Genomic DNA, 26,316 nt, shown 5'->3' with positions numbered 1-26,316 from the left:
CTACAATTAAATACGAGGAAAAATAAGGGAGATGATCTTAATTACTTAGAAAGCGTAAATTTGGTCATAATAGGGTTATGATCAGAAGCATCTGTCGGTAGTACAGTGCTATCTTTAACGTTCAATCCACGATAAAACACGTAATCCAAAGGACGACCAAAAGCCTTAGTACGGTAATCATCACTAAATACAATTTCTTTCAAGCCTACACTGCGAATAAATCGTTTCAACGCATTCACACGCTGTCTACTCCATGCATTAAAATCACCCGCTAGGATTACTGGCCCTACATGTTTAGCAATATGAACACCTAATTTACTTAGTTGCCGAGTATAAACATCTACTCCAAAACTGAAATTAATTGCATGAACATTCGCTACCATCAAGTGTTTTCCATTTGGTAGGGGATATACCGTAATCAACGCAGATTTAGTTAACCGTAAAAGTGGTTCTTTTTCTCTTAAAGGACAGCAATATATTGGGTGTGAAGCAGCAAGTGTCATCACACCTGCGGGATGAGGAGAAAAAGGTAATGCAGGTACTTGGTCAGCAATTAATTTATGTGATGCAGCAAAAGATATTAGCTCAGGTGACATTTGAGCTTCTTGCAACAAAATAAGTTTTCTATCTTTCACTAACTCATTAAGTGTATATTTCCAATTTGGACGCTGCTGCTTATAAATGTTCCATGTAACCACATCAAGAGTTTCACCTGCAGCAAATAGCGGTAAACCTATTGGAAGTGATTCTCCTAACATATGTACAGGCATGGGCTGAATACGTTTAGCGGGCTCACCTGCAATATACCGAACAGAATAGGTTCTTTTCGCCAAATTTGAAGTCCCTATATCACAGAAAAATAATGAAAATCTTACACTTTTTGATTAGTTACTGTAGGTAGTATATCAAATTTGAGGTGTTATAGCTTATCAAATTTAATGTAACTGCCATCTTAACCCTAGGGTCTTTAAGTTTTTCATTAGCGCTATCTATAAAGGGGTAATGCTCCATGCCTTCTTTTACTACTCCCTTTGAAATGATAAGTATGTTAGGCCCCCCTCCTAATCTCAACACCCACTGTTTTTCTTTTTTTCTCCAAACGCAAAAAAGCCACCCAATGGGTGGCTTTCTCACTAATTTAATGTCTGGCAGTTCCCTACTCTCACATGGGGAGACCCCACACTACCATCGGCGCTACGGCGTTTCACTGCTGAGTTCGGCATGGGGTCAGGTGGGACCACCGCGCTATTGCCGCCAGACAAATTCTGTGTGTTCCCGTTTAGTTTTTTCTTCACTAAACCAGAACCTCAATCTCAAACAAGCTGCGTGTCCTTCACCTTCCGGCTTCTCACTTCTCGAAAACAACTCCATCTCTCTAAAACACCTTCGGTGTTGTCAGGTTAAGCCTCACGGTTCATTAGTATTGGTTAGCTCAACGTATCGCTACGCTTACACACCCAACCTATCAACGTCTTAGTCTTAAACGTTCCTTTAGGACTCTTAAAGAGTCAGGGAAGACTCATCTCAAGGCAAGTTTCCCGCTTAGATGCTTTCAGCGGTTATCTCTTCCGCACTTAGCTACCGGGCAATGCCATTGGCATGACAACCCGAACACCAGTGGTGCGTCCACTCCGGTCCTCTCGTACTAGGAGCAGCCCCTTTCAATCTTCCAACGCCCACGGCAGATAGGGACCGAACTGTCTCACGACGTTCTAAACCCAGCTCGCGTACCACTTTAAACGGCGAACAGCCGTACCCTTGGGACCTACTTCAGCCCCAGGATGTGATGAGCCGACATCGAGGTGCCAAACACCGCCGTCGATATGAACTCTTGGGCGGTATCAGCCTGTTATCCCCGGAGTACCTTTTATCCGTTGAGCGATGGCCCTTCCATTCAGAACCACCGGATCACTAAGACCTACTTTCGTACCTGCTCGAGCCGTCACTCTCGCAGTCAAGCTGGCTTATGCCTTTGCACTAACCGCATGATGTCCGACCATGCTTAGCCAACCTTCGTGCTCCTCCGTTACTCTTTGGGAGGAGACCGCCCCAGTCAAACTACCCACCAGACACTGTCCGCACCCCAGATAATGGGGCAACGTTAGAACATCAAACATTAAAGGGTGGTATTTCAAGGTTGGCTCCATGCAGACTGGCGTCCACACTTCAAAGCCTCCCACCTATCCTACACATCAAGGCTCAATGTTCAGTGTCAAGCTATAGTAAAGGTTCACGGGGTCTTTCCGTCTTGCCGCGGGTACACTGCATCTTCACAGCGAGTTCAATTTCACTGAGTCTCGGGTGGAGACAGCCTGGCCATCATTACGCCATTCGTGCAGGTCGGAACTTACCCGACAAGGAATTTCGCTACCTTAGGACCGTTATAGTTACGGCCGCCGTTTACTGGGGCTTCGATCAAGAGCTTCTCCTTACGGATAACCCCATCAATTAACCTTCCAGCACCGGGCAGGCGTCACACCGTATACGTCCACTTTCGTGTTTGCACAGTGCTGTGTTTTTAATAAACAGTTGCAGCCAGCTGGTATCTGCGACTGGCTTCAGCTCCATGGGTAAACCACTTCACCTAATGCCAGCGTGCCTTCTCCCGAAGTTACGGCACCATTTTGCCTAGTTCCTTCACCCGAGTTCTCTCAAGCGCCTGAGTATTCTCTACCCGACCCCTTGTCGGTTTGGGGTACGATTAATGATAATCTAGAGCTTAGAGGCTTTTCCTGGAAGCGGGCATGAGCTACTTCATCACCGTAGTGACTCGTCGTCGGACCTCAGCATGTAGTGAACCGGATTTGCCTAATTCACCTGCCTACATCCTTAAACCGGGACAACCGTCGCCCGGATAGCCTAGCCTTCTCCGTCCCCCCATCGCAATTATCACCAGTACGGGAATATTAACCCGTTTCCCATCGACTACGCATTTCTGCCTCGCCTTAGGGGTCGACTCACCCTGCCCCGATTAACGTTGGACAGGAACCCTTGGTCTTCCGGCGTGCGGGTTTTTCACCCGCATTATCGTTACTTATGTCAGCATTCGCACTTCTGATACCTCCAGCATGCCTCACAGCACACCTTCACAGGCTTACAGAACGCTCCCCTACCCAACGAACGTATCCTTAAACTGACTGCCTGACGTTTCCGCCTCGACTTTGTTGGACGCATTGACGTCGCTTCGCTCCGTCAATCGTTTTGATACATTTGAGTATCACTTAATCAGTTTAAGTGATACGTTCGCTGCCGCAGCTTCGGTGCATAGTTTAGCCCCGTTACATCTTCCGCGCAGGCCGACTCGACCAGTGAGCTATTACGCTTTCTTTAAATGATGGCTGCTTCTAAGCCAACATCCTGGCTGTCTGAGCCTTCCCACTTCGTTTCCCACTTAACTATGACTTTGGGACCTTAGCTGGCGGTCTGGGTTGTTTCCCTCTTCACGACGAACGTTAGCACCCGCCGTGTGTCTCCCGTGATAACATTCTTCGGTATTCGTAGTTTGCATCGAGTTGGTAAGTCGGGATGACCCCCTAGTCGAAACAGTGCTCTACCCCCGAAGATGAGTTCACGAGGCGCTACCTAAATAGCTTTCGGGGAGAACCAGCTATCTCCCGGTTTGATTGGCCTTTCACCCCCAGCCACAAGTCATCCGCTAATTTTTCAACATTAGTCGGTTCGGTCCTCCAGTTAGTGTTACCCAACCTTCAACCTGCCCATGGCTAGATCACCGGGTTTCGGGTCTATACCCTGCAACTCATTCGCCCAGTTAAGACTCGGTTTCCCTACGGCTCCCCTATACGGTTAACCTTGCTACAGAATATAAGTCGCTGACCCATTATACAAAAGGTACGCAGTCACCCCATCCTCAAATGTCCCGCTTGGCTTTGCGGCCAATCTTGCCCGATTTTTTAACTTCCGCTGCTCATGGACTTCGATGTCCACTGCGCTGCGGCTTGAAAAAATCAGCCAATCTTGTTGGCAAATCCTGCGCTGTTATTGTGATGGTTTTACACCCTCACTCAATTGCCGAGGCACTTGAGTGATGGGGCTCCCACTGCTTGTACGTACACGGTTTCAGGTTCTATTTCACTCCCCTCGCCGGGGTTCTTTTCGCCTTTCCCTCACGGTACTGGTTCACTATCGGTCAATCAGGAGTATTTAGCCTTGGAGGATGGTCCCCCCATATTCAGACAGGATAACACGTGTCCCGCCCTACTCGTCGAGTTCACAACACTAACACCTTCGGATACGGGGCTATCACCCTTTACTGCCGGACTTTCCAGACCGTTCTCCTGATGCTAATGCTGATTAAGACTCTGGGCTGCTCCCCGTTCGCTCGCCGCTACTAGGGGAATCTCGGTTGATTTCTTTTCCTCGGGGTACTGAGATGTTTCAGTTCCCCCGGTTCGCTTCGTTTGACTATGTATTCATCAAACGATAGTGCAACGAATTGCACTGGGTTTCCCCATTCGGAAATCGTCGGTTGTAACGGTTCATATCACCTTACCGACGCTTATCGCAGATTAGCACGTCCTTCATCGCCTCTGATTGCCTAGGCATCCACCGTGTACGCTTAGTCGCTTAACCTCACAACCCGAAATTGTTTCAACGTTCACCTTACTGTCATGGCTGTGCGTGCATTCCTTCTTTGTTGGGCAGTGCTCGCAATGCTCACATACTTATGTATGCTGCGCTTGCTGTGCGCTGGCCGCCGCGAAGGACTGACTGCTCGCTCATGCCACTCGCTAAAGTGACCGAAAATTTCAGGTCTGAAATTTTGAGAGACTCTCACATTGTTTAAGCGATAAACAATGTGCGTTGTTTTCAATTTTCAGCTTGTTCCAGATTGTTAAAGAGCATAATTATTCGCAATAGACTATTACTAATCTATTCTGAATAATCAGAAAAATTATGGTGGAGCTAAGCGGGATCGAACCGCTGACCTCCTGCGTGCAAGGCAGGCGCTCTCCCAGCTGAGCTATAGCCCCATAAAGGTATTTTCGGTATCAATGAATCTCTTTATAAGATTTTCTTATTCGGAGGTCTTTTTTCTTAGGCAAGGCGTGGATTAGCGAAGTTTACTTTTGGGTAAACGAGCTGAGCCATAACGCAGCATAAGAGAAAAGTGGTAGGCCTGAGTGGACTTGAACCACCGACCTCACCCTTATCAGGGGTGCGCTCTAACCACCTGAGCTACAAGCCTATCGATACCGCTACTCTATTTCATCAGACAATCTGTGTGAGCACTTCACAAAAACACTTCAATGGTAAGGAGGTGATCCAACCGCAGGTTCCCCTACGGTTACCTTGTTACGACTTCACCCCAGTCATGAATCACAAAGTGGTAAGCGCCCTCCCGAAGGTTAAGCTACCTACTTCTTTTGCAACCCACTCCCATGGTGTGACGGGCGGTGTGTACAAGGCCCGGGAACGTATTCACCGTAGCATTCTGATCTACGATTACTAGCGATTCCGACTTCATGGAGTCGAGTTGCAGACTCCAATCCGGACTACGACGTACTTTATGAGTTCCGCTTGCTCTCGCGAGGTCGCTTCTCTTTGTATACGCCATTGTAGCACGTGTGTAGCCCTACTCGTAAGGGCCATGATGACTTGACGTCATCCCCACCTTCCTCCGGTTTATCACCGGCAGTCTCCTTTGAGTTCCCGACCGAGTCGCTGGCAACAAAGGATAAGGGTTGCGCTCGTTGCGGGACTTAACCCAACATTTCACAACACGAGCTGACGACAGCCATGCAGCACCTGTCTCAGAGTTCCCGAAGGCACTAAAGCATCTCTGCTAAATTCTCTGGATGTCAAGAGTAGGTAAGGTTCTTCGCGTTGCATCGAATTAAACCACATGCTCCACCGCTTGTGCGGGCCCCCGTCAATTCATTTGAGTTTTAACCTTGCGGCCGTACTCCCCAGGCGGTCGATTTAACGCGTTAGCTCCGAAAGCCACTCCTCTAGGGAACAACCTTCAAATCGACATCGTTTACAGCGTGGACTACCAGGGTATCTAATCCTGTTTGCTCCCCACGCTTTCGCACCTGAGCGTCAGTCTTTGTCCAGGGGGCCGCCTTCGCCACCGGTATTCCTCCACATCTCTACGCATTTCACCGCTACACATGGAATTCTACCCCCCTCTACAAGACTCTAGCTGACCAGTCTTAGATGCCATTCCCAGGTTAAGCCCGGGGATTTCACATCTAACTTAATCAACCGCCTGCGTGCGCTTTACGCCCAGTAATTCCGATTAACGCTTGCACCCTCCGTATTACCGCGGCTGCTGGCACGGAGTTAGCCGGTGCTTCTTCTGTCGGTAACGTCAATCGTTGATGATATTAGCATCAACGCCTTCCTCCCGACTGAAAGTACTTTACAACCCTAGGGCCTTCTTCATACACGCGGCATGGCTGCATCAGGCTTGCGCCCATTGTGCAATATTCCCCACTGCTGCCTCCCGTAGGAGTCTGGGCCGTGTCTCAGTCCCAGTGTGGCTGATCATCCTCTCAGACCAGCTAGGGATCGTCGCCTAGTTGAGCCATTACCTCACCTACTAGCTAATCCCATATGGGTTCATCCGATAGCGCAAGGACCGAAGTTCCCCTGCTTTGCTCCTTAGAGATTATGCGGTATTAGCTACCGTTTCCAGTAGTTATCCCCCTCTATCGGGCAGATCCCCATACATTACTCACCCGTCCGCCGCTCGTCAGCGAGAAGCAAGCTTCCCCTGTTACCGCTCGACTTGCATGTGTTAGGCCTGCCGCCAGCGTTCAATCTGAGCCATGATCAAACTCTTCAATTAAAAAGCTTGATGCTCAAAGAATGTCTTACTGACCGTAACGTTCTTTTGTTCGGCTAACTTTGTCGGCTTCGCATCGCTTCCCCTCGCCGTACCTAAGTACTGTCTCGGGTTATCTTTGCTCGCCTTCGCGTTATCCTTCCAAAATAAGCGTTACTACCTTATTTCATATATATGAATTAACGTGTTAGTCACTCTTCAAGACTTAAAATCAAATATTTTTTTGATAGTGTCCTGTGAGTGCCCACACAGATTGTCTGATAAATTGTTAAAGAGCGTTGCAGCTTTTCTTTATGAAAACCAACCTTTCGGTCGTTGCTGCGAGGAGGCGTATATTACGTTTTCCTCCGTGAGAGTCAAGCAATTTTTTGCTTTTTCTTTTCAGAATCTCTCGCTGCCGTTTCAGTGTTCATCGCGCTTTGCGTTGTCTTGTTCCCGGTCAGTGGTGGCGCATTATAGGGAGTCAGAAAAATCTGGCAAGTGTTTTTTTGAAAATAATTTTTAAGTGGTGATATTTTATGCTTTACGCCCAATTATCAAGCAAAAAAAGCGGTTTTATACGTAATTTGATATAAAAAAGGTGGCTAACAATAGCCACCTTTTGATTTTACAATAATATCAATTACTGTTTAGCAACGATTTCGTCATTTTCTACATCTAAAACGACAGGTTTACCTGGTAATAACTTACCTGACAAGATTTCTTGTGCCAGAGGGTTCTCAATTTCCTGCTGAATTGCGCGTTTCAATGGCCTTGCTCCGAAGATTGGGTCAAAACCAGCCTCCCCAATTTTCTCCAGTGCAGCAGGTGTCGCACTAACTTCATAACCGTGCTCTTCAAGACGTTTATATAAACGAGCCAATTGAATATTGGCAATATTCGTAATTTGCTCTTTACCTAATGGATGGAATACAACAACTTCATCTATACGGTTAATAAATTCAGGTCTGAAACTATGGGATACCACTTCCATCACCATATCTTTCATTTCTGAGTAACCAATCATGCCAAATCTTTCTTGGATTAAGTCAGAACCCAAGTTAGATGTCATGATAATCACCGTATTACGGAAGTCTACTGTTCTACCTTGTCCATCCGTTAAACGCCCGTCATCAAGCACTTGTAATAAAATGTTGAAAACATCAGGGTGTGCTTTTTCAACTTCATCCAATAAAATGACTGAATATGGACGACGTCTAACCGCTTCAGTTAAATACCCACCTTCTTCGTAACCGACATACCCTGGAGGTGCACCCACTAAACGTGATACCGCATGTTTTTCCATAAATTCAGACATATCGATACGAACCATTGCATCATCGCTATCAAACATGAAATTTGCTAACGCTTTACACAATTCAGTTTTACCTACCCCTGTTGGCCCTAAGAACATAAACGAGCCAATTGGGCGGTTCGGGTCTGATAACCCTGCACGACTACGACGAATTGCATTCGATACTGCAACTACCGCTTCATCTTGTCCAATAACACGCTGATGGAGTTGCTGTTCCATACGTAACAGCTTTTCTCTTTCACTTTCTAGCATTCGAGATACAGGGATGCCAGTCCAACGAGCTAAGATTTCAGCAATTTCGACATCTGTTACTTTATTACGTAACAGTTTCATGCTTTTGCCTTCAGCTTTGGTTGCCGCTTCAAGCTGTTTCTCTAATTCTGGAATTTTACCGTATTGCAATTCGGACATTTTTGCCAAATCACCCATACGGCGTGCTTTTTCCATCTCGATACGTGTATTTTCAAGTTCAGCTTTAATATGCTGAGTACCTGTTAATGATGCTTTTTCAGCTTTCCATTCTTCTTCTAACGCAGAGTACTCACGTTCTTTCTCTGCGAGCTCTTCTTCTAACATCTCAAGACGTTTTTTACTTGCATCATCCGATTCTTTTTTCAGCGCTTGCTGTTCAAGTTTGAGCTGAATAATACGGCGTTCCAGCCTATCTAAGGATTCAGGTTTCGAATCCATTTGCATACGTAAACTTGCACCCGCTTCATCAATTAAATCAATCGCTTTATCGGGTAACATACGGTCAGTAATATAGCGATGCGATAACGTTGCCGCTGCCACAATCGCAGGGTCAGTTATTTGCACGTGGTGATGCAGTTCATAACGTTCTTTTAAACCACGTAAAATAGCAATTGTGTCTTCAACGGATGGCTCAGCCACATACACTTTTTGGAAACGACGCTCTAATGCAGGGTCTTTCTCAATGTATTGGCGATACTCATCCAATGTGGTAGCGCCAACACAGTGTAATTCACCGCGAGCCAACGCAGGTTTTAACATGTTACCCGCATCCATCGCACCATCTGCTTTACCTGCACCAACCATGGTGTGTAATTCATCAATAAACAGAATGACGTTACCTTCCTGTTTGGCAAGATCATTTAGAACAGCTTTCAGACGCTCTTCAAACTCACCACGATATTTCGCACCCGCAATCAGCGCCCCCATATCAAGGGATAATACACGTTTGTTTTTTAACCCTTCTGGAATTTCACCATTAACAATACGTTGTGCTAACCCTTCAACAATTGCTGTTTTACCTACACCTGGTTCACCAATCAGCACAGGGTTATTTTTAGTACGACGTTGCAGTACTTGAATGGTCCGACGTATTTCTTCATCTCGACCAATTACTGGGTCTAATTTGCCTTGCTCTGCACGTTCAGTTAAATCAACCGTATATTTTTTCAAGGCTTGACGCTGGTCTTCAGCGCTTTGGTCATTCACTTTTTCTCCACCACGCATCTGTTCTATTGCCTTTTTTAAATTATCTTTATTAACACCTGCTGCTTTGAGCATGTCTGCTAATGTCGTATTGGCTTCTAAAGCGGCGACAAGAAATAATTCTGAGGAGATAAATTCATCTCCGTGCTTTTGTGCCAACTGATCACATAAATTCAAATGACGCATTAAGTCACTTGATGGTTGAACATCTCCCGCAACACCTTGCACTTGAGGTAAACGCCCTAATGCATCTTCGACTTTTTGCTGGAATTGTACGGCATTCACGCCTAACGTCGTCAGCAATGGACGAACTGTGCCACCCTCTTGATTAAACAGGGCACTTAATAGATGAATAGGTTCAATAAACTGGTTTTCGCGCCCAAGGGCTAGTGATTGGGCGTCAGCGAGAGCTTGCTGGAATTTATTAGTTAAACGGTCCAGACGCATAACACCTCCAATAAATGAGATTAAATTTGCTACTGGATACTAGATGAGGTCAGTTTTTAAATATTCAAGTTTTGCAAGGAATTATTTTTGATATATCCGTTAATTTAGAACAAAACCCCAATACTAGGTATTTATCCATATCAATGAAGCCATCCTGCCGGTTTTTCCTTCCCTTCGATAGGAAAAAAATCTGTTTTCATCTGTTACTGTACAAAAATCACCACCATAGACCTTCGTTACGCCAGCAGCCCGTAGTTTTTTACGTGCTAATAAATAAATGTCAGCGAGATATTTATCATTATAAGGAACAAAAGCAGAGGTTAAATCAGATGATTGATTAACAAAAGCCTCTTTGACTTCCTTACCGACTTCAAATTTCTCAGCACCAATAGCGGGGCCAAGCCAAGCGATAATTTCATTTGCAGGGCTAATAAATTGATTGATTGTATTTTCAAGAACCCCATGACATAGCCCGCGCCACCCTGCGTGGGCTGCTGCCACTTCCGTTCCTGCTTGATTAGTCAATAACACAGGCAAGCAATCCGCAGTCATAATGGCACAAACTTGGCCAATCTGATTACTGTACACGGCGTCCGCTTGCCTATTATGAATTTTATCACCAACAAGCTGAAGCACATCCGTTCCATGAACTTGCTCAAGCCAAACTGGTTGTTGTGGTAGCTGAGCAAGCGCCTCAAGGCGTTGACGATTTTCACTGACGGCATTGGGTATATCCCCAACATGATCACCTAGATTCAAGCTATCAAAAGGTGGCAGGCTCACACCACCCACTCGAGTTGTACTACAGCTAGCTATGTTTTTAGGTTGCGGCCAATCAGGGAAAATCAATGTATTCATTACCAGTCCATATCGTCTTTATGCAGTTCAGTGTCTGCTTTTAGAGCTTCTATAAGCTTAACCATATCATCAGGTAACGGTGCATGCCACTCCATTTGAATACCTGAGATTGGGTGATATAAGCGTAACATGGTGGCATGCAGTGCTTGCCTATCAAAATTACGCATGACCTCTAAAAATTCTTCGGTCGCCCCTTTTAGTGGGCGCGGGCGGCCACCGTATAAAGGATCACCAATTAATGGATGATTGATATGGGCCATATGAACACGAATTTGGTGAGTTCTTCCCGTCTCTAGACGTAAACGTAAACGAGTATGGGCTCTAAAGTGTTCCATCACACGATAATGCGTTACAGCGGGTTTGCCCATTGGGTGCACAGCCATATGGGTTCGTTTAGTTGGATGACGAGAGATAGGTTCTTCTACCATGCCACCCGCTGTCATACGGCCGACCGCAACCGCTTCATATTCACGCGTAATTTCTCTACGTTGCAATGCTTCTACAAGGTGTGTTTGAGCTGGAACTGTTTTTGCGACAACCATTAAGCCTGTCGTGTCTTTATCTAAACGATGAACAATACCTGCTCTCGGCACATCAGCAATTTCAGGATAACGATATAACAACGCATTAAGAATTGTACCGTCTGGATTTCCTGCTCCAGGGTGGACAACTAAATCACGCGGTTTATTAATAATTAGGATATCTTCATCTTCATAAATCACATTAAGTGGGATATCTTGTGGTTCCCAGCGATTATCTTCTTCAATGAGGGCGTCGATTAAAATTTGTTCGCTGCCAAAAACTTTTTCTTTTGGCTTATTGATAACTTTGCCATTAACCTGCACTCTATCAGCTAAAATCCATTCTTTTATGCGAGAACGTGAATAATCAGGGAACAATTCGGCCAAAGCCTGATCTAAACGTTGACCAAGCTGTGATTCAGCGATAGTTGCACTAAGTTGTACTTGTTGAGCCATAAATTAATCTACTTTTTGGTGTTTGTATTTTGACGGCAGTGCCGTTTCATTTAAAATATATGCTATTGTAACTCGAATTTTGCCGGGAGCCTTATGAATAGACTCCCTCGAAACACTCAGAGGATAACCTACACGTGATGATACGTATGAAAAATCTGGTGGCTGCAGCCACGTTGAGCCTGATTTTAGTCGGCTGTTCCAGCACTCCTGAAGTCAGCCCTGATAGCACCCCTGCTGAAATATATGCAACGGGTCAGCAAAAATTACAGGACGGCAATTTTAAAGCAGCGATTAAACAATTTGAAGCTCTTGATAACCGTTATCCATTTGGTCCATATGCTCAGCAGGTTCAATTAGACCTGATTTATGCATATTATAAATCAGCAGAGCTGCCAATGGCGATAGCCGCAATTGACCGTTTCATGCGTTTGAACCCAACTCATCCAAATATTGATTATGTCCTCTATATGCGAGGCTTAACCGCGATGGCTCTGGATGATAGCTTATTGCAAGGCCTCTTTGGTATTGACCGCTCAGACAGAGACCCACAGCATGCACGAGTTGCATTCAAAGATTTCAGTCAGTTAGTTCGCTACTATCCTAACAGCTTATACTCCAATGATGCGAGTAAGCGATTAGTCTTCTTAAAAGACCGCTTAGCGAAATTCGACCTTTCTGTTGTCGAATACTACAACAAACGTGGTGCTTATGTCGCGGTTGTTAATCGTGTTCAACAAATGCTAAAAGACTACCCAGACACAGAAGCAACACGTAATGCCTTAGCATACATGGAAATTGCTTATAATGAGATGGGGCTAAACCAAGAAGCGAATAAAGTTGCGAGTATTATTGCTGCAAACCCACAATAATATCATCGTGCGATCTAAAACAGCAGCCATGGCTGCTGTTTTTCTTTGCTAGCGGCGATTTAGTTGCTTGCTCATTTAGGGTACTAATTTTAACCCAAAAAAAGTTCCGGCTATTTACCGTTCCCCTAGCCAACTCAATCAGTGTCCCTTAATCCATTCATTTTGGCAATGCTTTTTCGCCCCTTTTTTATGTGAAATCACACTTCAGATAGCTGTTACTCTTCCCCTGAATGAGATGTGATCTACATCAATTTTTTCTTAGCAAGAACGGGTATTCTGAAACCAACAAAGACGGAAACAATGAGAGGTAACTATATGATAGTGAACATTACTAGCAAACAAATGGACATTACCCCAGCGATTCGTGAGCACATTGAGAGCCGTCTAACAAAACTCGATAAGTGGCAAGTATCTCTAATAAATACGCATGTCGTATTATCAAAAGAGCCACAAGGTTTTATGGTTGATGCCAACATAAAAACAGCGACAGGAAAATTGGTCGCAAGTGCCAAGCATGAAGATATGTACGTTGCAATTAATGAACTAATTAACAAACTCGAAAGACAACTTAATAAAGTGCAACATAAAGGAGAATCAAGAAGAGCATATAATAGTGTAAAAGAAGCGAATAATACTGTTACGTTATAATTTTATATTATCTATCAACTAATCTTGAACCTTATAAACGCGCTCACCATGGGCGCGTTTTTTTATGTTTATGATCCTTACCTATTGACTTCTTAGTGAGTATCGGGTTTATTTAAATTGAATCTGACTAAAGGTGTTCATATGAATCTTAATTTTGTTTTCTTTTTCTTCTTTAGCAACTCCTAATTGGGGGCTTTTGTCGTTCGAGAAAGAAAAGAAGACAAAATTAGAAAGCCCCCTCTAGGGGGCTTTTTTTATATCATGATATTAACAGGGTGGGCAGCATGGAAAACAGCACTAATTTATTAAAAGTAAGAGAGAAAATAAGTCAACTGGATAGTGAATTACTAAATCTTTTAGCAAAGCGCCGTGGTTATGCTGTTGAAGTCGCTGAAACAAAAATTGATGATAGCCGCCCTATTCGTGATAAAGACCGTGAGCGCCAGCTTCTTGATGTTTTAATCAACAAAGGCAAACCGCTAGGGCTTGATGGCTTTTATATCACTCGCCTATTCCAGATGATTATTGAGGACTCTGTTCTTACGCAACAGGCTATTTTACAAAAGCATTTAAATTTAACCCCTAGTGATACCGCGCGTTTCGCATTTTTAGGGCCGAAAGGTTCTTATTCACACATTGCGGCACGCCAGTACTCAGCCCGTCATTTTGACCAACTAGTTGAATGCAGTTGCCATAAATTCCAAGATATTTTTTCATTAGTTGAAAATGGGCAAGCGGAATATGGCATTTTACCAATAGAAAACACCAGTTCGGGCGCAATTAACGATGTTTACGATTTACTGCAAAATACATCATTATCAATCGTCGGAGAGATTCGGCTCCCAATTAACCATTGCCTCTTAACAACAGGAAATACCGATCTCAGCCAGATCAAAACCGTGTATAGCCACCCTCAGCCTTTCCAACAATGCAGCCAATACTTAGCACAATTCCCACACTGGGAAATAAAATATTGTGATAGCACATCAACTGCAATGCAAATGGTCGCAGACCAAAACTCACCGAGTGTCGCGGCACTTGGAAGTGAAGCCGGTGGCGCCTTATACGATTTAAGCGTAATAGAGCATAATCTCGCTAATCAGCAAATTAACATGACACGCTTTATTGTTGTTGCACCACAACCAATTGAAGTCACTGAACAAGTACCGGCTAAAACAACACTGCTTCTGACCACTGGCCAACAAGCTGGTGCCTTAGTTGATGCATTAGTTATCTTGAAAAATAATAAGATAATCATGAGCAAGTTAGAATCACGCCCAATAAATGGAAAACCATGGGAAGAGATGTTTTATGTTGATGTGCATGCCAATTTACGTTCAGATAATATGCAACAAGCTTTAAGAGAGCTTTCAACAATTACTAGGTCAATTAAAATATTAGGCTGCTACCCATCCGAAAATGTGGTTCCTGTTGAACCTGAAAAAATTACGCCTTAATTAAAATATAATTAGGCTGCATTTTTTCAGTGCAGCCTACTAAACCGAAACTATGCTCTCACTTCAGGTTGATAATTCGAAGATTTAACTCTGAAATAATTGACTAATTCCTTCAAATGGTACGCCTGTTCATTCAATGAGTCCGCTGCGACAACAGATTCCTCAACTAAACTCGCATTTTGTTGTGTGGTTAAATCAAGTTGTCCTACTGCACTATTGATTTGAGAAATTCCATCGCTTTGCTCACGACTAGCCTGCCCAATTTCACGTAGTAACGCATTCATCTCTTTTACACTATCAACCATGCCATGTATTTGCTGAGTCGCTTTTTCAACAAGTTCCATACCCTCTTGCGTTTGTGACGATGAGTTTTCAATCAACCCACGAATATCACTCGCTGAAGCCGCACTTTTTTGTGCTAATAATCTCACTTCTCCGGCAACAACGGCAAAGCCTCGCCCATGTTCACCGGCTCTTGCCGCTTCAACGGATGCATTCAATGCTAAGATATTGGTTTGAAATGCAATTGAGTCTATTAGATTAATAATTTCTGTCATCTGTGATGATGATCCATTGATTGCACGCATTTTATTCGTTACTTGACTCATCATGTCGCCATTGTTTTGTACAATAATCGCCGCTTGGTCTGCAAGCATGCTAGCTTCATGAGTGTGCTCAGTCGTGTTTTGAACGGTTGAAGTTATTTGTTCCATTGAACTGGCCGTTTCTTCAACTGATGCAGCCTGTTCTTCGGTGCGCGCCGCCAGGTTTTGGTTCCCCGCGACAATTTGCCCTGCTGCTGCCGAAATACTTTCAGAACCTTGTTGAACCTCTTGAACGATTTCCAGCAAGTGCCCTTTCATATCATTAAGTGCATTTAACAATACACCCGTTTCATCTTTTGAGGTGACCTGAATATCTTTAGTCAGATCCCCATTAGCAATTGACTGCGCGAAATTAACCGCATTTTCCAATGGCCTTGTGATAATGTTCGTAATATACCAGCCCATTACGCAGCCCGCGCCAATACTCAAGATTGATAACACCGCTAGTAATAGTTTATTGTTTTCATAATCCGCATTCACTTTACGGCCGACTTCTTGCATTTCCAAATCTTGGATGGCCATTAACGTTTGAATTTGATCACGATAATCACGTTGAATACTAGACGTTTTAGTCATCATTTCGTCAATAGCAGCTTGGCGATTATTCTCTGATAAAAAGGTATTGATGCGAGTAATTGATGAATGAAACTGTTGGCGAATAACACGCAAATCAGCCAAGACTTCTTTAGAGCGATCATCTGTAACGTTATTTTCTAAGCTTTCCATCAATCCATTAATTTTTAATGTAATTTTAGCCAACTCTTCTCTGCGTTTATCACTACCACGATCATCAAGTAAAATTAGCTCTTGGATCCCTATAAAAGAATAAAAGTTATCCATCATTTGCCCTGCGGTAGAGGCAATAGGATAACTTTCATACAGGACTTGTTTCATGCCATCATTAGCTCGGTTCATATTGGCTAAAGAAAAAAGTGAACTTAGGATAATAAGCGCAACAAAACCACCAAATGCTACCGTTAACTTCATACTAATTTTGAGATTTTTAAAAGACATATATTTACCACGCTAACCATCATTTAATGAGTAGTGTTATCGGTAAAACAGGTGAAATCTTTATCATATAAATCGATCGATTTATAAATATTGATTTTAAAAATTGATTAATTTGAAATTAGATAGTGAATAAATTCAGTTTTTATCTGATTAGCATATTATTCGATAGAAATTATACAGATAAGTACAATTACCTATTTTAAATAAACATTCTTGGTGAGATTAACTGAAATAGAAGAATATAGAAGATAACAAAAAATTAACAGGAAAATAAAGCCCTCTACCGCTATAAAACACGATAGAAGGCGGGATGATTATTTTCGATTATCGTTTGCTCGTTGCAGTAATGATTGGCTTTCCTTCATAAAATGATGGGCATCTTCACCGAACCACTGGCTAATTTGATTAAATTGGCGAATAAATTCCGCTTTATCTTTTTTCTCCAGTAGCGCTATTGAATCACCTAACAATTGATGATATCTGCGTATCAATTCAACATTTTCATTTGAAGACATAATAATGTCTGCATAGAGTTGAGGGTCTTGAGCAAACAGCCGCCCAACCATCGCGAGCTCTAAACGATAAATAGGCGATGACAAATCAAGTAATTGCTGTAAATCGATATTTTCCTCAGCAAGATTTCGCCCGTAAGTAAATGTTGTAAAGTGGCGTAATGCCTGAATAAAGCTCATGTTTTTATCATGCTCTTCGGCTGAGATTTCTTTCAAACGTGCCCCCCAAACTAATAACTGTTCAAGAAACCACTGATAAGACTCCGAGCCACGGCCATTACAGTAAGCAAATACTTGCTTTGCAACACTACCAATATCAGGACCAAACATCGGGTGAAGCCCAAGTACTGGCCCATCATGGGCTACTAACATCGCTTCTAATGGCTGTTGCTTAATCGATGCGATATCCATCAAGACCGTGCTTTTATCCAGTTTAGGCAGCTGGTTGATGACTTGTACTGTCAAATGTATTGGTACACTAACTATCACGACGCTCGCACCAGCAACTATAGATTCTGCTTGTACCCAGTCATCTTCGTTTAATGTCTTAACCTGATAGCCTGATAAATTAAGGAGACGGTGAAATAACCGCCCCATTTTCCCATCACCACCTACAATCACAATTGGGCCAGCTGATGGGTTCAGTGTTTTAAACCCTTTATCATTTTCACGTGCGTAAGATTCGCGCATGATCCGCCTTAGAATATCCTCTATCAGATCAGGTGGGATCCCCATACGCTCAGCTTCGGTGCGACGTGCTGCCAACATGCTTGTTTCTCGTTCAGGCACATAAATCGGTAAACCATGTAAGCTTTTCACTTCACCGACTTCAGCAACCAGTTGCAGCCTTTTTGCTAATAAATCTAATAATGATTTATCAACTTCATCAATTTGTTCCCGTAAATGGGATAACTCAACAGACATACCAATACCTTGATCAGCTCACTTTACTCAATTTTTGCGCACGTTGTTCAAGCGCAGGCAACAATGCTTGATGTAATTTACGCAATACCGTTTCCGTCGTTTGCCAGTTAATGCAGGCATCTGTCACTGACACACCGTATTTCATTGTGTCACGGGCTTGTTCAGATGTTTGATTCCCTTCATTAATATGACTTTCTAGCATAATACCTGTAATTGATTCATTACCATTAATAATTTGTTCAATAATAGAATCAACAACTAATGGTTGACGGCGGTAATCTTTATTCGAGTTTCCATGGCTACAATCCACCATAAGGGACGGCTCTAAACCTGCTTTTTTCATTTCCGCTTCACAAGCCGCAATGTCTTCAGCATTGTAGTTAGGCGTTTTCCCACCACGTAAAATGACATGTCCGTTACTATTACCTTTGGTATGTAATAAACAAACTTGGCCAGATTGGTTAATTCCCATAAAACGGTGTGGCATCGCTGCTGCTTTTAACGCATTAATCGCTGTAGATAAACTCCCATCGGTTCCATTTTTGAAACCAACAGGCATAGATAAACCAGATGCCATTTCACGGTGGGTCTGTGACTCAGTCGTTCTTGCACCAATGGCTGACCAACTGAATAAATCCCCTAAGTATTGAGGATTGTTAGGATCCAATGCTTCTGTCGCTAATGGCAGCCCCATATTCACTAAATTGGTCAACAAATCACGAGCAATATGTAGGCCTTTTTCCATTTCAAAAGAACCATCCATAAATGGATCACTAATCAAACCTTTCCATCCTACGGTTGTACGAGGTTTTTCAAAATACACACGCATCACAATATATAAGCTATCACTTAATTCTTCGGCTAATACTTTCAGGCGCTCACCATATTCAATAGCGGCATCCACATCATGGATTGAGCAAGGACCACATACCACGAGTAAGCGAGGGTCGCGTTGATGAATAATGTCAGCAATCACTTGGCGCGATGTCGCAATGGCATGCAGGTTGCTGCGACTCAGCGGATATTTCTCTTTCAGACTCTCAGGAGTGATTAATACCTGCTCGTCTTGAATATTCACGTTGTTGAGTACATCTTTTTGCATGATCATTTTTTACCTACTTATTAGCTTATATTTGCTTAGTTTATTATTTACGTATTGTGTTTGGGTGTATGAGTAATAACATACCATGCATCGTAAACAATTCAATCCATTTATGTAAAATATTTCCACACATGTAAAATATTACTTACACAACAGTAGTGAATTGATAAATATATAAATTTACATAAAATTAACATTTATAATATTTAAATTAGAGTTCAACACCAATTTTTAGTAAATATTTATTTACAGATTAAGATGTTAATCTCTCAGCTATATTCTAAATAGTTCGGGGTGTAGCAAGGCGGCAAAGGAATGAGACGCTAGGAGCATGTGACTAGTGCGAATGAGTGCTGCCAACATAGCTACAACTTGAAATAAACTCTCTCAGCTATATTCAAAATAATTCGAGTTGTGGCTAGGCGTCAAACGAGGTTATCTCGGGGAGCATACATAAGTATGTGACCCGAGTAACCGAGAGAAGACAACAACGCCACAGCTTGAAGTATGACGAATATAGTGACGAATATAAAAAGGCCCGCAAATGCGGGCCTCTCTCATAACATAACTTTCGGATGTAGCGAAAGCGTATTACTTGGCGTTCAGACGCTCTTTAATACGAGCTGCCTTACCAGAACGCTCACGCAGGTAGTACAGTTTAGATCTGCGAACAGCACCACGACGTTTAACAGCAATGCTATCTACGACTGGAGAGTGAGTTTGGAATACACGCTCAACACCTTCGCCGTTAGAAATTTTACGAACAGTGAATGCAGAGTGCAGACCGCGGTTACGAATAGCGATAACCACGCCCTCGAATGCCTGCAGACGTTTTTTAGAGCCTTCTACGACCCATACCTTAACTTCCACGGTGTCACCCTGACGGAATGAAGGTACGTCCTGCTTCATCTGCTCTTCTTCGATTTGTTTAATAATGTTGCTCATAATAACTCTCTTACCCTAGGTAAACTGATATGTTTAGACAATTAATTGTCTGGATTCATTTGTTGCTCAGACTGATATTCCCGTTGGAATTCAGCCAGCAACATCCTCTGCTCGTCAGTCAGAGCTAGGCTTTCCAGAAGCTCAGGTCTTCTAAGCCAGGTACGGCCGAGTGATTGTTTCATGCGCCAGCTATCTATTTTAGCGTGGTTTCCTGAAAGTAAAACATCAGGAACTTGCATGCCATCTAACACTTCAGGGCGGGTATAGTGCGGACAATCTAACAAACCATCTGCAAAAGAGTCTTCTTGAGCAGAAGCTTGATGACCAAGTACTCCCGGTATAAACCGTGAAACTGAGTCAATCAACACCATCGCGGGAAGTTCCCCGCCACTGAGAACGTAATCACCGATTGACCATTCTTCGTCAACTTCGGTTTGAATGATACGCTCATCAATGCCTTCATAGCGGCCACAAACAAGAATCAATTTCTCATTGGTTGCCAGCTCGCAAACACCGTCTTGACTAAGTTTGCGCCCTTGCGGTGAAAGATAAATAACCTTTGCACCCTCACCAGCCTCAGTTCTTGCTGCGTTGATTGCATCCTTAAGCGGTTGCACCATCATCAGCATGCCTGGACCACCACCATAGGGGCGATCATCAACAGTTTTGTGCTTATCGTGAGTAAAATCTCGCGGATTCCAGCACTCAAATGTTAGCAGGCCATTTTTCACTGCCCGACCAGTTACCCCGTACTCGGTTATTGCGCGGAACATTTCGGGAAACAGGCTAATTACACCAATCCACATAATTTCGTCCCACTTATCAAAACCGTTCAACCGGAGATTTAAAAACCAGGATCCCAATCCACTTCAATAAGTTTGGCATCGAGATCGACTTTCTTGATAACCTGCCCATCAAGAAACGGAACCAACCGCTCCTTGATGCCAAATGCATCTTTTAAATTCGCCTTAATGACCAGCACATCATTTGAACCGGTCTCCATCATGTCAGTGATGGTACCAAGGTCATAGCCTTGTAACGTCACTACTTGGCAGCCCATCAGGTCTTTCCAGTAGTATTCGTTTTCTAACTCAGGAAGTTGGGTTGAATCAACCGCAATTTCAAAGTTAGTCAAAAGCGCGGCTGCATCGCGGTCATCGACCCCGTTCAGCTTGACAATGATATCCTTGTTATGATGTTTCCAATCTTCAATTTCAATGTGTTGCCATTGACCTGAACGTTGGATAAACCAAGGCTGATACTCAAAAATACTTTCAGCATGTTCGGTGGACGAAAAAACTTTGAGCCAACCACGAATACCGTACGCTGCACCTAATTTCCCCAATACGATTGGGTTTTCAGGTGGCTGTAGTTTAGTTTGCTTGCTCATTGTTACCACCGCGACAGATTAAGCTGCTTTCTTAGCTTGTTTGACCAGTTGTGCAACACGGTCAGAAATAGTTGCGCCTAAGCCAACCCAGTGCTCAACACGGTCCAGGTCTAAACGCAGTTCTTCTGCTTGACCTGCAGCGATCGGGTTGAAGAAACCGATACGCTCAATGAAACGACCGTCACGCGCATTGCGGCTATCAGTCACAACGATTTGGTAGAACGGACGTTTTTTAGCGCCGCCACGAGATAAACGAATTGTTACCATAACATCCTCATTAGTTAACAAAACAACCAGACTCCATCGAGGGATAGAGTCCGGCCGTCATATAAAAAGCCCGAAAAGTTTACTCACTTTGACGCAAAAATCAATCAAAAGTGCGTTTTGTTTGAGGCTTTATTGCTTAACGCCCCGGAAAACCCGGTGGCATCATACCCTTCATGCCGCGCATCATCTTGGCTAGACCGCCTTTTTTCATTTTCTTCATCATGCGTTGCATGTCATCAAATTGTTTTAAGAGGCGATTAACTTCTTGCACGGTAGTTCCCGAACCTGCCGCAATACGACGTTTTCGTGAACCTTTAATAATTTCCGGTTTTTCACGTTCTTTACGTGTCATGGAATTAATCATCGCTTCCATACGAACGGTGATTTTATCATCCATTTGGGACTTAACGGCATCGGGTAACTGAGACATTCCTGGCATTTTGCTCATCATGCTCGCCATGCCGCCCATATTACGCATTTGCTTCAATTGACTTAAAAAGTCATTTAAATCAAAGCCATCTCCCGTTTTAAGTTTTTTAGCAAGCTTTTCAGCTTCATCACGGTCAACTTTATGCTCAATCTCTTCAATCAGAGAAATCACATCACCCATACCAAGGATACGAGACGCGACACGCTCTGGGTGGAATGGTTCTAAGGCATCAGTTTTTTCACCAACACCTAAGAACTTAATAGGTTTCCCCGTAATCGCACGAATTGAAAGTGCCGCACCGCCTCGTGCATCACCATCGACCTTGGTCAATACAACCCCTGTCAGTGGTAAGGCTTCATTAAATGCTTTCGCTGTATTTGCCGCATCTTGCCCTGTCATCGCATCGACGACGAATAAGGTCTCAACTGGCTTAATAATACGGTGAACTTCTTGGATTTCTTCCATCATCGCTTCATCAACATGCAAGCGACCTGCGGTATCCACCAACAGCACATCGTAGAATTGTAATTGTGCGTGTTTTAATGCTTTTTGAACAATTGCAGCGGGTTTTTCTTGTACTTCTGAAGGGAAAAAGTCAATTCCAACACTTTCAGCTAATGTCTCTAATTGTTTAATCGCTGCAGGGCGATAAACGTCAGCAGAGACAACTAATACTTTTTTCTTTTGCTTTTCTTTTAAGAGCTTACCTAATTTTGCAACACTGGTCGTTTTACCTGCACCTTGCAAACCTGCCATTAAAACGACAGCAGGAGGTTGTGCGGATAAATTAAGTTGATGGTTTTCGTCCCCCATCGCCCTAGTCAGTTCATTTTGAACTATTTTAATGAACTCTTGGCCAGGTGTTAGACTTTTATTGACATCTTGCCCAACGGCATTTTCTTTAACTTTTTGAATGAATTCACGGACAACTGGCAAAGCAACGTCAGCTTCCAGCAAGGCCATGCGAACTTCGCGTAGTGTTTCTTTAATATTTTCATCAGTTAGACGCCCACGCCCACTGATATTGCGCAACGTGCGCGATAGTCTGTCAGTTAAATTATCAAACATATGTCTTAGCTCAATTCTGTTGATGGGCCGATGTCAGCCTGATCTGGTTGCTAATACAGATAATTTCAAGTGCGTGTTACCTAACAACTTGAATTATAAGCATCAATACCTTCACAATGATGAAGGGAAACCAACACTAAAAATAATCGCGGCAAAATAATGCCCCATTGTAACATGCCCGCAGTTTTTTCGCTGCCCCCTGTTTGAAACAGATGATACAGGTTATTATGGCATGAATTTAATAATACAAACCAAGCAGTAGACGCATGAAATGCTATCAGCAATGAATATATTGTGATTGGCCTGTCCAATAGTTGGAGCCTACACTCGTACAAGTTATACTATGAATAACTTTCCACTAAAAATGATAAACGACACTATACTATGCCCGTATTTGCAGTCATAGCAGTTTGTACATACATGGTCAGTCTGTTACTGATCGTCCCTGGCCAAGTGCGTAAACAGCCTTTCTACCGCCACCTCGCGCTTTTTCTTGCCGTTGTTGCGTTAGTAACTCACGCTATTACATTGAAATTTTTGATTTTCAGTGAAGCCGAGGGACAAAACCTCACTCTGTTGAATTTAGGCTCAACAGTGAGCTTACTCATGTGTGTGATTATGACTGTTGTCGCTTACTGGGGAAAAGCTTGGTACTTAACGCCTATAGTCTATAGTTTTGCCATTATTAACTTGATGCTGTCAACGCTAATGCCCGGTGAGTTTATTACGCATCTTGAAGCTCGAGTACCACTTTTTGTTCATATTGGTCTAGCTTTGTTGAGCTATGCGACACTCCTTATTGCTGCTTTATATGCATTACAAGTGGCTTTAATTGACCATCAGCTAAAGAACAAAACCTTAAAATTTAGTCCAGATATGCCACCCATGATGGTAATTGAACGTAAAATGTTCCACATCACTCAAGTTGGGGTCATTTTGCTGACTCTGACCTTGTGTACTGGCTTTATTTATATGGATAATATTTTTGATAAAGAAAATATCCATAAATCGGTATTATCCGTCATTGCATGGTTTGTTTATATCACTCTACTTTGGGGGCATTTCCATGGAGGATGGCGAGGTAAGCGCGTCCTATTTTTCCATGTTGGTGGCTCAATCATCTTAACAATGGCTTTTTTTGGTAACCGTTTAATACAGGAGTTTATGGTATTTTGACGCAAATAAAGCCACGACTTTCACAATATAAGGAAACTTGTTTTGGATGATGTGTCCACGAGTACGCTAATCATCATATTGATTGTTTTAATTTTTATGTCAGCCTATTTCTCTGCATCAGAAACAGGGATGATGACGCTAAACCGTTATCGGTTAAAACATTTAGCAAAACAAGGTAATCGCTCAGCGATCCGCGTTGAAAAACTTCTTAAACACCCTGATAAGCTGTTAAGCCTAGTCCTTATTGGTAATAACTTAATCAACATAGTCGCTTCCGCATTAGCGACCATCATTGGTATGCGATTATATGGGAATGCAGGTGTAGCTATGGCTACAGGGATCCTGACTTTTGTGATCCTCATTTTTGCCGAAGTCATGCCAAAAACACTGGCAGCGCTGTACCCTGAAAAAATCGCATTTCCAAGTAGTTACCTCTTAAAACCATTACAAGTAGTCATGATGCCTATTGTTTTGGCATTTAATACTATTTCAGCGCTACTGTTACGCTGCATTGGGGTGAAGTCACTAACCGCAAGAACTGATGCGGTTAATAAGGAAGAGCTACGCACCATTGTTAACGAATCAAAGCATAAAATTAGCCGCCGAAATCAAGACATGTTGATTTCAATTTTAGACTTAGACAAAGTCACTGTTGGCGATATTATGCTGCCAAGGAATGAGATTGTTGGCATTGATGTCAATGATGACTGGAAATCAATCATTCGGCAGCTCACGCACTCCCCTCATGGCCGCATTGTGCTTTATCGCGACTCACTTGATGACTCTATTGGCATTTTACGCGTCCGTGAAGCATACCGTCTTATGATGGAAAAACGTGAGTTTAATAAGCAAAACCTAATTAAAGCTGCAGATAACATTTATTTTATTCCTAACAGTACACCATTAAATGTTCAGTTAGTTAACTTCCAGCACAATAAAGAAAAACTTGGGATCATTGTTGATGAATACGGTGAAATTCAAGGCCTTATCACTGTCGAAGATATATTAGAAGAGATAGTGGGTGACTTCACAACCTCGATGTCGCCATCTTTAGCCGAAGAAGTCTTGCCACAAAGTGATGGAAGCGTTCTTGTAGACGGTTCTGCTAATATTCGTGAGCTGAATAAGGCTTTTGATTGGAATCTCCCCATAGATGGCCCTAGGACGGTTAATGGCATGGTTTTAGAGGTCATTGGTGATATTCCACAGCTTGAAGAGCAAATCGTGGTGGGGCATTACCTTATCGAGGTATTAGCGATGAATGAAAATATCGTTAAACAGGTTAGGATCACACCTCTTACATTCAGTTCTCAAGTCCCCGACCTTTGATTTGGTCATAAACTTGCAATTTAATTCTCATATAAAATAAAAAGAGCCTTAATTGGCTCTTTTTATAGAGAATATTTGATAAAAACTAAACGTGTAGCTGTTCAAGTTTCTCTGCAGGTAATGCTAATTCATCATTTTTATTGATACCAATTTCTGATGCAAGAACATTACGTGCAATTTGCTGGGCTTCTTCCAGTGAGTGCATTTTGTATGTACCGCACTGATAGACATTCAATTCAGGGATCTTGTTTTGGTCTTTCACTTGCAAAACATCTTCCATTGCCGCTTTCCATGCATTAGCAACACGCAGTTCATCTGGCTGGCCAATAAGGCTCATATAAAAACCAGTACGGCACCCCATTGGTGAAATATCAATAATTTCAACACCATTTCCGTTGAGGTGATCACGCATAAAGCCTGCAAAAAGGTGCTCTAAAGTATGCGTCCCTTTTTCTGTCATGGCTTCTTCATTTGGTACAGTAAAACGCAAATCAAAAACTGTGATGGTATCACCGCTTGGTGTTTTCATGGTTTTTGCCACACGTACAGCAGGTGCTGACATGCGAGTATGATCGACAGTAAAGCTATCTAATAATGGCATTTCGTGACCTCCTCGAAAATAAAAAATATTTTCTAAAATAAATGAAACTATTTTGAAAATACAGAGTCTGAATTATTGAAAGACGCGCAATTTGTTATCATCCCTAATTCTCTAAGAGATTTTTTTTGGCCACCTAGAGT

18 protein-coding genes, 2 tRNA genes, 3 rRNA genes and 1 other annotated feature are annotated in these 26,316 nt (G+C 43.0%); of the genes, 5 read left to right on the top strand and 18 right to left on the bottom strand.

The features are described 5' to 3' along the window. Window positions 1-41 precede the first annotated feature (41 nt). The 9 genes from M1F26_RS04400 to rluD all read right to left on the bottom strand — a co-directional run bounded on the left by M1F26_RS04400 (window position 42) and on the right by rluD (window position 11,839). Window positions 42-833, bottom strand: coding sequence for an endonuclease/exonuclease/phosphatase family protein (locus M1F26_RS04400; RefSeq protein ID WP_180359564.1), 792 nt, complete (start codon window positions 831-833; stop codon window positions 42-44). 310 nt (window positions 834-1,143) lie between these two features. Then, a 5S ribosomal RNA gene (rrf, locus tag M1F26_RS04395) occupies window positions 1,144-1,259 on the bottom strand. A gap of 137 nt (window positions 1,260-1,396) precedes the next feature. Next, window positions 1,397-4,590, bottom strand: a 23S ribosomal RNA gene (locus M1F26_RS04390). Between the two features lie 325 nt (window positions 4,591-4,915). Further along, window positions 4,916-4,991 (bottom strand) — tRNA-Ala (locus tag M1F26_RS04385). Between the two features lie 138 nt (window positions 4,992-5,129). After that, window positions 5,130-5,206: transfer RNA gene (locus M1F26_RS04380), tRNA-Ile, on the bottom strand. Between the two features lie 65 nt (window positions 5,207-5,271). Beyond that, window positions 5,272-6,811, bottom strand: a 16S ribosomal RNA gene (locus M1F26_RS04375). Together the 16S, 23S and 5S rRNA genes with 2 tRNA genes alongside form the textbook arrangement of a ribosomal RNA operon. A 619-nt stretch (window positions 6,812-7,430) precedes the next feature. After that, window positions 7,431-10,004, bottom strand: a complete 2,574-nt coding sequence (gene clpB / locus M1F26_RS04370) for an ATP-dependent chaperone ClpB (RefSeq protein WP_094962020.1) — start codon at window positions 10,002-10,004, stop codon at window positions 7,431-7,433. A 123-nt stretch (window positions 10,005-10,127) separates the two neighbouring features. After that, complete coding sequence (gene yfiH, locus M1F26_RS04365) at window positions 10,128-10,862, bottom strand: purine nucleoside phosphorylase YfiH (protein ID WP_140172705.1); 735 nt, start codon at window positions 10,860-10,862, stop codon at window positions 10,128-10,130. Then, window positions 10,862-11,839, bottom strand: coding sequence for a 23S rRNA pseudouridine(1911/1915/1917) synthase RluD (gene rluD / locus M1F26_RS04360; RefSeq protein WP_004264836.1), 978 nt, complete (start codon window positions 11,837-11,839; stop codon window positions 10,862-10,864). The genes yfiH and rluD overlap by 1 nt, the downstream gene beginning before the upstream one ends. Before the next feature lie 137 nt (window positions 11,840-11,976). Here rluD and bamD point away from each other — a divergent pair, with 137 nt between their 5' ends. The 3 genes from bamD (at window position 11,977) to pheA (ending at window position 14,813) form a co-directional block, all read left to right on the top strand. Next, window positions 11,977-12,708, top strand: coding sequence for an outer membrane protein assembly factor BamD (gene bamD, locus M1F26_RS04355; protein ID WP_004264835.1), 732 nt, complete (start codon window positions 11,977-11,979; stop codon window positions 12,706-12,708). A 315-nt stretch (window positions 12,709-13,023) separates the two neighbouring features. Continuing rightward, window positions 13,024-13,356: a ribosome-associated translation inhibitor RaiA gene (gene raiA, locus M1F26_RS04350; RefSeq protein ID WP_036958924.1), complete on the top strand. Its 333-nt coding sequence runs from the start codon at window positions 13,024-13,026 to the stop codon at window positions 13,354-13,356. A gap of 140 nt (window positions 13,357-13,496) precedes the next feature. After that, window positions 13,497-13,614, top strand: a sequence feature (Phe leader region). Window positions 13,615-13,640: 26 nt separating this feature from the next. Continuing rightward, on the top strand, window positions 13,641-14,813 hold the full coding sequence (pheA, locus tag M1F26_RS04345; protein ID WP_004264832.1) for a bifunctional chorismate mutase/prephenate dehydratase: 1,173 nt from the start codon (window positions 13,641-13,643) through the stop codon (window positions 14,811-14,813). Window positions 14,814-14,863: 50 nt separating this feature from the next. Here pheA and M1F26_RS04340 read toward each other — a convergent pair whose 3' ends face one another. The 8 genes from M1F26_RS04340 to ffh all read right to left on the bottom strand — a co-directional run bounded on the left by M1F26_RS04340 (window position 14,864) and on the right by ffh (window position 23,070). After that, a complete protein-coding gene (locus M1F26_RS04340) occupies window positions 14,864-16,432 on the bottom strand; it encodes a methyl-accepting chemotaxis protein (RefSeq protein ID WP_140172706.1) in 1,569 nt (522 codons plus the stop codon). A 314-nt stretch (window positions 16,433-16,746) separates the two neighbouring features. Continuing rightward, window positions 16,747-17,868, bottom strand: coding sequence for a bifunctional chorismate mutase/prephenate dehydrogenase (gene tyrA, locus M1F26_RS04335; RefSeq protein ID WP_140172707.1), 1,122 nt, complete (start codon window positions 17,866-17,868; stop codon window positions 16,747-16,749). Between the two features lie 13 nt (window positions 17,869-17,881). Next, on the bottom strand, window positions 17,882-18,976 hold the full coding sequence (locus M1F26_RS04330) for a 3-deoxy-7-phosphoheptulonate synthase (protein ID WP_140172708.1): 1,095 nt from the start codon (window positions 18,974-18,976) through the stop codon (window positions 17,882-17,884). Window positions 18,977-19,561: 585 nt separating this feature from the next. Next, on the bottom strand, window positions 19,562-19,915 hold the full coding sequence (gene rplS / locus M1F26_RS04325; RefSeq protein ID WP_096864779.1) for a 50S ribosomal protein L19: 354 nt from the start codon (window positions 19,913-19,915) through the stop codon (window positions 19,562-19,564). A gap of 41 nt (window positions 19,916-19,956) precedes the next feature. Then, window positions 19,957-20,721: a tRNA (guanosine(37)-N1)-methyltransferase TrmD gene (gene trmD / locus M1F26_RS04320; protein ID WP_036958921.1), complete on the bottom strand. Its 765-nt coding sequence runs from the start codon at window positions 20,719-20,721 to the stop codon at window positions 19,957-19,959. 38 nt (window positions 20,722-20,759) lie between these two features. Beyond that, the gene (gene rimM / locus M1F26_RS04315; protein WP_004264824.1) at window positions 20,760-21,305 is read right to left on the bottom strand and encodes a ribosome maturation factor RimM; all 546 of its coding nucleotides are present in this window, start codon (window positions 21,303-21,305) and stop codon (window positions 20,760-20,762) included. A gap of 18 nt (window positions 21,306-21,323) precedes the next feature. After that, a complete protein-coding gene (rpsP, locus tag M1F26_RS04310) occupies window positions 21,324-21,572 on the bottom strand; it encodes a 30S ribosomal protein S16 (protein WP_004264823.1) in 249 nt (82 codons plus the stop codon). 136 nt (window positions 21,573-21,708) lie between these two features. Further along, window positions 21,709-23,070 carry a signal recognition particle protein gene (gene ffh / locus M1F26_RS04305; RefSeq protein ID WP_004914034.1) on the bottom strand — a complete coding sequence of 454 codons (1,362 nt, stop codon included), beginning with the start codon at window positions 23,068-23,070 and terminating at the stop codon, window positions 21,709-21,711. Between the two features lie 384 nt (window positions 23,071-23,454). Here ffh and M1F26_RS04300 point away from each other — a divergent pair, with 384 nt between their 5' ends. Beyond that, window positions 23,455-24,246: an inner membrane protein YpjD gene (locus tag M1F26_RS04300; protein WP_004264820.1), complete on the top strand. Its 792-nt coding sequence runs from the start codon at window positions 23,455-23,457 to the stop codon at window positions 24,244-24,246. A 42-nt stretch (window positions 24,247-24,288) separates the two neighbouring features. Continuing rightward, window positions 24,289-25,575, top strand: coding sequence for a CNNM domain-containing protein (locus M1F26_RS04295; RefSeq protein WP_140172709.1), 1,287 nt, complete (start codon window positions 24,289-24,291; stop codon window positions 25,573-25,575). An 85-nt stretch (window positions 25,576-25,660) separates the two neighbouring features. Here the strand turns inward: M1F26_RS04295 and luxS are convergent, their stop codons facing one another. Next, on the bottom strand, window positions 25,661-26,176 hold the full coding sequence (gene luxS, locus M1F26_RS04290; RefSeq protein WP_004914042.1) for an S-ribosylhomocysteine lyase: 516 nt from the start codon (window positions 26,174-26,176) through the stop codon (window positions 25,661-25,663). Between the last annotated feature and the right edge of the window lie 140 nt (window positions 26,177-26,316).

Origin of the sequence: Providencia sp. PROV048 (assembly GCF_033688165.1) — a bacterium.
Lineage (GTDB): Bacteria > Pseudomonadota > Gammaproteobacteria > Enterobacterales > Enterobacteriaceae > Providencia > Providencia hangzhouensis.
Note: the sequence above shows the minus strand (reverse complement) of the source record. Positions and strands in the feature narration are given on the sequence as shown.